The organism is Desmonostoc vinosum, assembly GCF_059505385.1.
Genome location: NZ_JCACKM010000215.1, coordinates 1 through 9154 on the forward strand (window position 1 = coordinate 1; position 9154 = coordinate 9154).

At 39.8% G+C, this 9154-nt stretch carries 15 protein-coding genes and 4 pseudogenes; 10 read left to right on the forward strand and 9 right to left on the reverse strand.

What is annotated here, in order from left to right; translation table 11 throughout:
• Positions 1 to 122: 122 nt before the first annotated feature.
• Positions 123 to 245, reverse strand: coding sequence for a hypothetical protein (locus AC5JMF_RS25530; protein WP_495798507.1), 123 nt, complete (start codon positions 243 to 245; stop codon positions 123 to 125).
• A gap of 53 nt (positions 246 to 298) precedes the next feature.
• On the opposite strand from AC5JMF_RS25530, the gene AC5JMF_RS25535 reads away from it, so the two are divergent.
• Together AC5JMF_RS25535 and AC5JMF_RS25540 are read left to right on the forward strand one after the other, a co-directional pair.
• Positions 299 to 670 (forward strand): hypothetical protein, encoded by a 372-nt coding sequence (locus AC5JMF_RS25535; RefSeq protein ID WP_495798508.1) that lies wholly within the window; start codon positions 299 to 301, stop codon positions 668 to 670.
• Positions 671 to 898: 228 nt separating this feature from the next.
• Positions 899 to 1456 carry a PEP-CTERM sorting domain-containing protein gene (locus AC5JMF_RS25540; protein ID WP_495798509.1) on the forward strand — a complete coding sequence of 186 codons (558 nt, stop codon included), beginning with the start codon at positions 899 to 901 and terminating at the stop codon, positions 1454 to 1456.
• Between the two features lie 99 nt (positions 1457 to 1555).
• Here the strand turns inward: AC5JMF_RS25540 and AC5JMF_RS25545 are convergent.
• A pseudogene (locus tag AC5JMF_RS25545) lies at positions 1556 to 1756 on the reverse strand (hypothetical protein); the annotation flags it as partial.
• A 184-nt stretch (positions 1757 to 1940) separates the two neighbouring features.
• On the opposite strand from AC5JMF_RS25545, the pseudogene AC5JMF_RS25550 reads away from it, so the two are divergent.
• Together AC5JMF_RS25550 and AC5JMF_RS25555 are read left to right on the forward strand one after the other, a co-directional pair.
• Positions 1941 to 2208: pseudogene (locus tag AC5JMF_RS25550) on the forward strand (hypothetical protein); the annotation flags it as partial.
• Between the two features lie 192 nt (positions 2209 to 2400).
• The gene (locus tag AC5JMF_RS25555; RefSeq protein ID WP_495798510.1) at positions 2401 to 3600 is read left to right on the forward strand and encodes a nucleoside hydrolase; all 1200 of its coding nucleotides are present in this window, start codon (positions 2401 to 2403) and stop codon (positions 3598 to 3600) included.
• 164 nt (positions 3601 to 3764) lie between these two features.
• On the opposite strand, the gene AC5JMF_RS25560 is transcribed toward AC5JMF_RS25555, so the two are convergent.
• Positions 3765 to 3989, reverse strand: coding sequence for a hypothetical protein (locus AC5JMF_RS25560; RefSeq protein WP_495798511.1), 225 nt, complete (start codon positions 3987 to 3989; stop codon positions 3765 to 3767).
• 137 nt (positions 3990 to 4126) lie between these two features.
• The gene (locus tag AC5JMF_RS25565) at positions 4127 to 4348 is read right to left on the reverse strand and encodes a hypothetical protein (RefSeq protein ID WP_495798512.1); all 222 of its coding nucleotides are present in this window, start codon (positions 4346 to 4348) and stop codon (positions 4127 to 4129) included.
• 43 nt (positions 4349 to 4391) lie between these two features.
• On the opposite strand from AC5JMF_RS25565, the gene AC5JMF_RS25570 reads away from it, so the two are divergent.
• Positions 4392 to 4982, forward strand: a complete 591-nt coding sequence (locus AC5JMF_RS25570; protein WP_495798513.1) for a carboxymuconolactone decarboxylase family protein — start codon at positions 4392 to 4394, stop codon at positions 4980 to 4982.
• Positions 4983 to 4985: 3 nt separating this feature from the next.
• Here the strand turns inward: AC5JMF_RS25570 and AC5JMF_RS25575 are convergent, their stop codons facing one another.
• Complete coding sequence (locus tag AC5JMF_RS25575) at positions 4986 to 5126, reverse strand: hypothetical protein (protein ID WP_495798514.1); 141 nt, start codon at positions 5124 to 5126, stop codon at positions 4986 to 4988.
• A gap of 18 nt (positions 5127 to 5144) precedes the next feature.
• Here AC5JMF_RS25575 and AC5JMF_RS25580 point away from each other — a divergent pair, with 18 nt between their 5' ends.
• Positions 5145 to 5573: a putative quinol monooxygenase gene (locus AC5JMF_RS25580; RefSeq protein ID WP_495798515.1), complete on the forward strand. Its 429-nt coding sequence runs from the start codon at positions 5145 to 5147 to the stop codon at positions 5571 to 5573.
• Positions 5574 to 5621: 48 nt separating this feature from the next.
• The gene (locus tag AC5JMF_RS25585) at positions 5622 to 5708 is read left to right on the forward strand and encodes a hypothetical protein (RefSeq protein WP_495798520.1); all 87 of its coding nucleotides are present in this window, start codon (positions 5622 to 5624) and stop codon (positions 5706 to 5708) included.
• A 98-nt stretch (positions 5709 to 5806) separates the two neighbouring features.
• On the opposite strand, the gene AC5JMF_RS25590 is transcribed toward AC5JMF_RS25585, so the two are convergent.
• Positions 5807 to 5992: a hypothetical protein gene (locus tag AC5JMF_RS25590; protein ID WP_495798516.1), complete on the reverse strand. Its 186-nt coding sequence runs from the start codon at positions 5990 to 5992 to the stop codon at positions 5807 to 5809.
• Positions 5993 to 6231: 239 nt separating this feature from the next.
• Between AC5JMF_RS25590 and AC5JMF_RS25595 the strand changes: the two genes are divergently transcribed.
• Complete coding sequence (locus tag AC5JMF_RS25595) at positions 6232 to 7320, forward strand: IS701 family transposase (RefSeq protein WP_495798521.1); 1089 nt, start codon at positions 6232 to 6234, stop codon at positions 7318 to 7320.
• A gap of 2 nt (positions 7321 to 7322) precedes the next feature.
• Here AC5JMF_RS25595 and AC5JMF_RS25600 read toward each other — a convergent pair whose 3' ends face one another.
• From AC5JMF_RS25600 to AC5JMF_RS25610, 3 genes and pseudogenes are all read right to left on the reverse strand, one after another.
• Positions 7323 to 7460, reverse strand: coding sequence for a DUF1392 family protein (locus AC5JMF_RS25600; RefSeq protein ID WP_495798517.1), 138 nt, complete (start codon positions 7458 to 7460; stop codon positions 7323 to 7325).
• Between the two features lie 6 nt (positions 7461 to 7466).
• Positions 7467 to 7861: pseudogene (locus AC5JMF_RS25605) on the reverse strand (four helix bundle protein).
• A 94-nt stretch (positions 7862 to 7955) separates the two neighbouring features.
• Complete coding sequence (locus AC5JMF_RS25610; protein ID WP_495798518.1) at positions 7956 to 8249, reverse strand: helix-turn-helix domain-containing protein; 294 nt, start codon at positions 8247 to 8249, stop codon at positions 7956 to 7958.
• Positions 8250 to 8347: 98 nt separating this feature from the next.
• On the opposite strand from AC5JMF_RS25610, the gene AC5JMF_RS25615 reads away from it, so the two are divergent.
• Positions 8348 to 8788, forward strand: a complete 441-nt coding sequence (locus AC5JMF_RS25615) for a hypothetical protein (protein ID WP_495798519.1) — start codon at positions 8348 to 8350, stop codon at positions 8786 to 8788.
• A 73-nt stretch (positions 8789 to 8861) separates the two neighbouring features.
• A pseudogene (locus AC5JMF_RS25620) lies at positions 8862 to 9154 on the forward strand (hypothetical protein); the annotation flags it as partial.

A 9154-nucleotide genomic window follows, 5' to 3' on the forward strand; every position in this document is an offset into this window, starting at 1 on the left:
GCTTAAACCGCAAGTGTTTCGGCTTTTCTTAGTGCCATTCGCGGCAGGTGCCTTTTTGTATCAATCCTGCGGGTGCATGTCCTGTAAATATCAATATAGAGTCTTCCAGATAAAAACTCAACCTAATAATCGATAACCTTTTTCAGACGTTGCTGAATCACGAGATGAACTATGCGATCGCCTTCGCGGGGAAAAAACTTAGCTGGCTGCGCGTGTTCAGTAATAGGCAAGGGCTGAAAGGGCAATTTGTCTCATGTGGCATATCAACTATAAGTAAACGTGTTTAGGGGATTTTTGTATGAAATGTGTTCGTGGTTTATCCATTGTCGCTCTCGTCTCTTTTCTAAGTGCTAACCCAGGTGTTGCGATGAGCAAAGTGGCTGAACAAGTACCTAATCCAACTTCATCTGGTCAAACCGAGCCTGTCATGATAGCTGATATCTTTCGTGACATCCAAAGGGGTATTCAAACTTTAGATCAGGTAAATCAAATCAGGTTGCGGGAGCAACGTAGGCAAGAAGCGAAACGCAGACGGCAAGAATTGGAAGCTGCTCGACGGGAAGCCACTGAACAGCAGCGGATAGAGGCAGAACGTCGCCGACAATATACGGTTGCTTCTGCGTCCAGCAACTGCTGTAGTTCCTCAGTAGTCAGCTGTTCCAATGGTTGATATTGCAAGTATTCATCAACAAAGCCATTGGTAGTTATTTCAATATTGATTAATCTTTGCTCGCTAAATAAAAACTGGGATGCTCCCTCTGCTGACAGCCTAATAAAAGCTTTATGAAGTATAAGTATTTAATGAAGTTTTGATTAACTAACTGCGTAACTACTTAAGCTCTTCGGCTCGTTCATAATAGAATCTTTCGTGAAATAAAACATTTGCAATCACTCATTAATGTCTAAAAAATTATTAGCGGTGGCTAGTATCTCTGCTGTTGCAGGCTTCGCAAGTCTCTCTCCTGCTCAAGCCGTCACTCTAGTTAGTTTTTCGATTGAACCAAGTGCTGCAAACCCTGCTGTGATCGCACTCTGCAAAGGAATTTTTGATTGTAGTAGTGGTCTACCAGGTACTTTAACAGCAAACCTAAGCGTTCCTGCTACTACTGCTACTGGTTTTCGACTGAATGATACGGGATTTGATAGAACTGCTGTGCTTTACACGATTGCTGATCCCACCAACTTTGCGTTTGACCCTGTAGGAAGCAGTTCTAGCATCTTCTCGAAGATTCAAGTGCTTAATAATGGCAGCCAACTTTTGTTCACTGATGGTGCAAATCCCGCAGGTCAATACTACAGTGTAACCAGAAGTTTTTCAACTCAATCAAATGCAAACTTTGCGTTTTCGACTGCGGAAACGTTTACATCTGCTGCGGTACCTGAGCCAACTACGATCTCTGGTGCTTTAGTTGCTAGTGCTTTGGCAATTGCCCTTAAAAGGAAAAAACATAATTGAACTACGATCTCCTGTTTAGTACCTCGATTTCCTTCATCAAGAAAAAAGGGTGTCACGAATCAATCGTAGGACTTACGCATTGACAAATTAGACAAATAATATTGTAATAGATAGAGCTTGCGCTTGAGCTAAACCTACATATCCCAGGTTTGAATACATGGCAGTTTTCAAGCGATCGCTAAGATTTTTCAGCAAGTTGACACGATGCCCGTTGTTCAGAAATCTGACATCTGGATTTTGGTCACGCCACCATCTCATCAATTCAGTCTTACCCGTACCCATATCAGACCATAAAACCAAACGACTTTTATGTTTAAGTTATTTATGGACTGGTTCTCTTAATGGTATTCAGTTACAAATTTGGGGAACTTGGTTATTTTATGCTGTGTTGATAGATTTAGGTGATGCTGTTACTGATGAATTATCTTTACCTTTTGATAGTATTTCTTTAGAGATGATTTATCGTGGTCTTTATCATTTTTATGATAACAATCAGGCCGAACGCTCGCTTCGGTTGGCTGTAACAAAACGTAAGGTGAGTGGTGGTTCCCGTTCGATGGAGCGGTTTCAACACACTGCCAATTTTGTTGACTGTGGTGCAGAGTTGAGGCAGCGCGTTGGGCGGCTCTGCCGACTTGAAGCGACTGCCGTGTCGCAGTCAAGGTCGGTCTGTGATTGATTTCTTTGTACAAGCTCTACTGGCTGATTCTATTAATTATCAGTCTCGCCCGTCTCTACTTCCTAACTATTAGACCTGAATCCTTACTCTAAATCAACGAAGATTTAAGAAATATTAAATTTTTCTAAAAGCTTTGACCCAAATTGTTTGTTTGCCTTTGACTATCCCAATTTATTAAAAATGCAGTTTTCTTAACCTTTAAGAAATGACAATACAGTAATATATCGGCGAACAACCAAGAGCAAGTTTTACCTCTATAAAGATAATGATTCCGAAAATTTCAACCTTAGAAGCTGTTGTTACTAAAGTTATTACTGGGCTGGTATTAGGTACAGCACTAGTAGTTGAATTCATTCACACTCAACCAGTTCTTGGTGCTGACTTAAAGACTAGTAATCAACCCATCCCTTTAATCGTGGATGATGACGGTAGCCAGGACGGTTTGATTGCTTTAGCCTATATGTTGCAAAACCCCAAATTTCAAGTCAAAGCAATCACCATTTCTCATGGTATGGCTCACCCACAAATATTTGGTGAGAAATTGCTCAAAGCTCTCAATCGGCTGGATGTTCCAGAAATACCAGTAGGAGTTGGCAGTGAAGTACCCCTAGCAGGAAGTAACGCTTTTCCCGAAGTATGGCGAGCCGATGCAGATGGTTTTTACACACCATATGTACCTTCTTTAACGGAAATACCTAGAGGTATTGTCGATGAACGAAATGCTGCTCAATTGATTATCGATACTGTTAGGCAGTCATCAGAACCTGTGGCAATTTTGGCAACTGGCTCACTAACCAACATTGCACAAGCACTTCGCCAAGAACCATCAATTGGAAATAAGATTGCGGCTGTGGAAATTATGGGTGGTGCAGTGAATGTAGAGGGCAATTTAAATTTTCATACCGATCCAATTCTGGCGCAGAATCAAGTTGCAGAGTTCAATATTTGGGCAGATCCAGTTGCAGCACAAGAAGTATTTTCGTCAGGGTTGCCAATTTTCTTAACACCTCTTGATGCAACAAACCCAATTACGTTCACGGCAGCAGACCGAGATGCTTGGAAAGCAGTTGGCACACCTGAAAGCATATTGGCATCACAGTTGATGGATTATTCATTGGAAGTGGTTGCTGGAGGAGTAGAAAATCCTGTTCCAGTTTGGGATTTAGTTGCCGCTATTAACCTAAGTGAGTCGTCGTTCTGTAATGAAGTACCTTTGCATTTAGAAGTTGTGACTAATACAGCACCTAGTGAAACTCAAGGACAAACAGTTAAAGTTAATGGCTTACCTTCTAATGTGAACGTATGCCTAAATGCTAGCTTTAATAATATCAGTTTCAGCACACATGAAGTGTTTAAAAGTAAAACAGTTCCGGAACCTGTAACAGTATTCGGTTCTCTAGCTTTTAGTACTCTACTAGCAGTACGAGAGTTAATAAGATGCAAAAAGCAGTCTCAGAGAACTTGATTTATAAGTAAGGATGAAAATAAATTTTCATCCTTAATGGCGATCGCATACATTAAGGTATCTGACTTTTCACAGGATGTGGAAAAGGGAAGTTGGTTCGCGTAAATCTTCCGCGAACCAATGTCAGAGAATTAACTTGTGATTTTAGATATTGTCGTGGCTTGCTAATTTCTCCAAAAGTGAGCAGACCCTTGTTTGTGTTTAAGTTGATAAATTCTCACAGGGAAATCATCATTGCTCCATGCTGGTTCAATTTTTTCTTGCTCAATCAATTCACGCAAAGCCGCGTCAAGAACACTGTAACTACATTCGAGGGCATCTTTAAGTTCTCCAGCAGTTTTTCCTTGAGAATGCAACTGTTCTAAGATAATTTGATTCATATAATTCATAATTTCTCCAATTACAGAATAAAAAATTAAATCGACTGCTCAATTAATGCTTTACCATAACAGCGATCGCCTCAAAGACGTGAGAAATTAGCTCTTGGTAGAACGGAACAGCACCCTCGCTGACCAGAGGTGCAACTTCAGCCACAGAGCTTTCGGTTGCTGTCAGCCGCCAAGTCTAATATTTGGGAGACTTGTTGTAGTAGTGTGTCAGGAGTTTGTGTTTGTATATCTCTATTATCGGTGACTGACACATTGGAATCACGCCGCCAACAACCAATCACACGCAACTGATTTACACCCCACAGCAAAGCTAATGGCAACTTGCCAGCAATCCTGATACTGGTTCCAAACAGGCTCACTATCAGCAGTACCGTGAGCCTCACCAACCTTGGTGACTAAATCTTGGTAGAATCGACCAGAAAGGTCTTAAATGACGGACTTGATGCCGGGCTGACCGTTAATGAAATCAAAGAAGTTTTGGTTCAAATGTATGCCTACTGCGGTTTTCCACGCAGTTTAAACGGTATCAATGCTTTTATGACAGTGTTGGAAGAAAGAAAAAATAAAGGCATTGCTGATACACTGGGAAAAACAGCGACACTAATTAATGATACTGGCAACAAATACGAGCGAGGCAGAAAGACATTGGAAACGCTCACTGGACAGCCCCAATCAAAACCTGCTAAAGGTTTCGGTGAATTTAGTCCGACGATTGACCGCTTTTTGAAAGAGCATTTGTTCGCCGATATTTTCGACAGCGATATTTTGAACTATCAGCAGCGTGAACTAGCCACTATTTCGGCACTTGCCGCAATGTTGGGTGTCGAATCGCAATTAGAATCTCATTTGTCAATGGGAATGAATACCGGGCTGACGGAAAGCGGATTAAGAGAGGCTTTTGGTTTGATTGAAAAAAACATCAGCCGACAGCAGGCTGAAACAGCCAGAAAATCCTTGGCGAAAGTTATTGCTGCCAGACAAAAAAAGCAGTAGCACTCATTCAGCTAACTGTTTACCGAAAGTAATTTTAATATCTGAGACAAGGGAAGAAAAATAATGGCAAGCTTCATTGGCGATCGGCAGCGCACAACAAGTAATCTGTTTTGTTAAAAGCTTGCCGTTATTTTTAGACTTCATTGTCGTCAACCAAAGAATATGGATAAAGTTATCGTCTGTCTTCAAAAAATAGTTATTTCTTTAACCCTGATAATTATGCTTGTCAGTTGCAGCGCGGCTTCCGCCCAGCAAAAACAGATAATGGTGCGTATCTCGGAAATTGAAATAGATTCCAATTATCTCAATGAGTACAAAGCTATTCTCAAAGAAGAATCTGAAGCGTCAGTCAGATTGGAACCAGGCGTTATTTCGATTTTCCCGATGTATCAAAAAGAAAATCTGACTGAGGTTCGGATTCTAGAAATCTACGCCAGCCGCGAAGCATACGAGTCACATCTCAAAACCCCGCATTTCCAACACTATAAAACCACGACGCTGAAAATGGTCAAATCGCTGAAGCTGGTTGATATGGAAACGATAGATGCAAAGACAATGACTGAAATATTCAAAAAGATGGAAAAAAGGTGAAAAATGAGTTCAGAAGATAAACAATTCACAGCAGAAGATTAAAAGCGGATAAATGAAGCTGATGACCTGCATATTTCGCCATTTAGGGACGACGGCGTGACCTATCGCACACCGACTTGGATATGGACGGTTTAGGGGAATAGTACGACGCATCTAATTTAATACTCCTTGTTGATACTCCTTTTCGTAGAACCCGAAACTAAAGCCAACTGCGATCGCCTGACGTATCTAAGTTAATGCTCAATGGTATTAAAAGCTATAACCCTTATTCTACATAGCTTAGGGCTTTTCTTAGTGCCATTCATCACTAAATCATTCTGTTGACTGAACAAATCGGATTGAATTCCTTCGAGGTCAGATGGCATCTTAGCTTGACCGTAATTCGGATCTAATAAGCGCCGACGTTTTGCTTCTCCCATAATTTTGACTCCTTAGAATGACTGAAAATGAATTGAAAAACATTCAAACTTTGACTCGCACCAAATCTGATTGAGCAGCATAAGTAAAGTTATTTGTCCTGATTGTTAACGTTAGAACTTACGCATTGACAAGCGGAACGAAAAGTGCCCAAAGAAAATATCGAAAAATACTAGCGTTCGCTAGTTGTTAGAGACATAAAAAACAGATAATTTAGCTGTCTGTGTTTAGGGTTCGGACAATCAGAGCAATTACTAAACCATCAACTGCCAAGTGTGACCTTGACATTTATACTCTGTACTTACTAGCAGAATCAAAATATCTAGGTTGCACTCGTCTAGCTAAGATAATGGAGAATTTGTCTCATGATAGCGTCAATCGGTTTTTGCTACGCGAGAGATACGAACCCAAGGACTTATTTGAAGAAATCAAGCCTAATATCAATTTAGTTGGAGGTACTTTAAGTGGTGACGATACGGTAGTTGATAAACCTCATAGTGATCCAAAAATAACAGAATTGATTGGTTTTTATTATTCAGGCAGACATCACCGTGCCGTCAAAGGAATTCAATTAATAACGTTGTATTACACGGATGTGTCTTTTAAGTCAGTGCCAGTAAATTATCGGATTTATAACAAGCAGGATGGAAAAACAAAAAATGATTATTTAAGAGAAATGATAATTGAGGTTTTGAATTGGGGTTTAAAACCTCAAACCGTGACCACAGATAGTTGGTATTCTAGCCAAGAAAACCTGAAGTTACTGAAAAACAAGCAATTAGGGTTTTTAACTGGTATAGCTAAAAATCGCTCATGTTCGGTTGACGGAAAAACTTTTACCCAGGTTCAAAATTTAGAAATTCCTGAATCGGGCTTAATAGTGTATCTGAAAAATTTTGGTCAGGTGAAAGTATTTCGCAGAAATTTCAAAAACGAAACTTCTAGATATTACATTATGTACACTCCTGAAAAAGATGCACTCTCTTCAATTTCTCGAACCGAATTTAAGGAATTGCATTCAATACATTGGGGTATTGAGTGTTACCACAGAGCTATCAAGCAAGTCTGTGGTATTAGTCAATTTATGGTGAGCCAGTGCGTTGGGCGGCTCTGCCGACTTGAAGCAACTGGCGAACCCGTAAGGGTGAGGACATCTCAAGCAATTAGAACTCACTTTTTTAGTGCAATACGAGCTTTTACCCAATTAGAATTAATGCGCTCTGAAGATTTAATTGAAAACTGGTATGAAGTCCAAAGAAATTTATCTCTTCAAGTAGCTCGTGACTTTATTTTAGAACACTTAACACAGAAGTTAGGCTTGACTGCATAGTATCAATTTTCTGTCAATGCGTAAGTCCTAAACGTGTTTAATACAGGCGATGTGGATTCAATCATGTAACACCAACAATCATCAAGTTGCTCAATTCCTAAAACTATTCGCTTTTGCAATTCGCAATTCGCAATTCGCAATTAATTTCATTGCTTGATTTTCTCCTTGACTTTTCGAGTAGATGCAACTAGAATTTTTCCTACTTCTCTAGTTTCTTGAAGCAGAGACTCAAACTTGTTTTTCTCAATCAAATCTGATTCTATTAATATTTCTAACCAGTATTCAGAACAATTCGCAATTCGCAGTTCGCAGTTCGCAATTACAAGCATGTAATTAAACAATTGGTTTATTTGGTAACATAAGTTATGTAAAATTACAATTGCGAATTTACAATTGCGAATTTGATAGAGGTTCCACTTCTTAGTAATTGCTTTGATAATGTTCGACAAACTCCAGGCTTTTCATCTAAAAAAGTACAAACTTTAACTATTCTGATAGCCAAGGCTTTTGTTCTATTAGCAACACTGATATTTTGATTCATGCCTCTTACTCCTTTCTTAAAATTGCGAATTGCGAATTGCGAATTGCGAATTGGGAGATGTACCAGCAAGTTTCAAGAATAGTGATTTGGTCAATCATGAGGCATGTCTTCCCAACAAGTAGTTAATGGCTTGAGGGTCAATAGAGGCAATACGCTTTTTCAAATGATGTGGGGGGTTGGAGAGAAATTGTTTGAGATGCCATCTACGGATTTGATATATTTTCGGAGAACGCTTTTTAGCTCTAAGCCATCCTTTGTTTACCCATTGATAAACACTGTCTAAACTCAAATTCAGAACCGAAGCGATTTCATGACAACTGTAGTTATCGAGAGTGGGACGCAAAGAATAACCCAGTTTGTTTAACTTGATTTCGATGTAGTTTTTCACTCTCCCCCCATCTGCCAGAGTTTGCAATGTAGGTAAAAGTAGGGGTAACTATTGTGTGGTAATGTAAAAAATAATTGTGCAACAACGCCCAAAGACGAATGAATCGACTGAGCAAAGAAGACCTCGCACAAATGAATCGGGACTACTTCCAATCTCTAGACAAAGAGAAATTGGTAGAAGTTGCGGGAAATCTTCATGCTCTAGCAGTCGAACAAATAGAAAAATTAGAACAAAACTCAAGCAATAGTTCCCTACCACCATCATCAGACCAATTCAGAAGCTCATATAAAGGGCAGTTAGAAGAAAAACAACAAGCAAGAAGTGAAACGTCCGAAACCCAATCAAAGCAAGAAGATAGGGAAGTTTCAGAAGAAAATGAAAAACCAAAAACCAATGGATTTGGGAAGAGATTGCCGGGAAAGCAGGTAGGGGCTAGGCTGTTGACTTTGTTGGTTTTTAGGCGATTTTGCGGAAAATTATTCGTGTTCTTTTTTGTTTGTGGAAAAACGGCTGGAACAGCCGTTTTTCCACAAAAATAGTCAACACACTTTCTGCATGAACCCTTATGGGCAAAAGAGTACAAAGTTTACAGCCTAGGTAGGGGCTAAAGGGATGTGGCGAACAACCCCCTTGGTTCCAAATCAAACACTACCTCATTACCCACAGACCTGTGGATCGTGTAACAGTAGTTTAGAAATCAACCCAGAAGCGAAACCCTACATGGGTTATTACGTATTGGAATTAGAAAAACTAGATTCTGGAATAGATGTAAAGTGTACTCTTCACCATTACTATCACAAGAATATGGGCTTGTTGGGCCAATGTTGGCAACGTTTATTGCTTGTGTTGCGTAGTTTTTCACTCTCCCCTATCAAAAAAGGATTAACAGGCAGCAGGAATGGAAG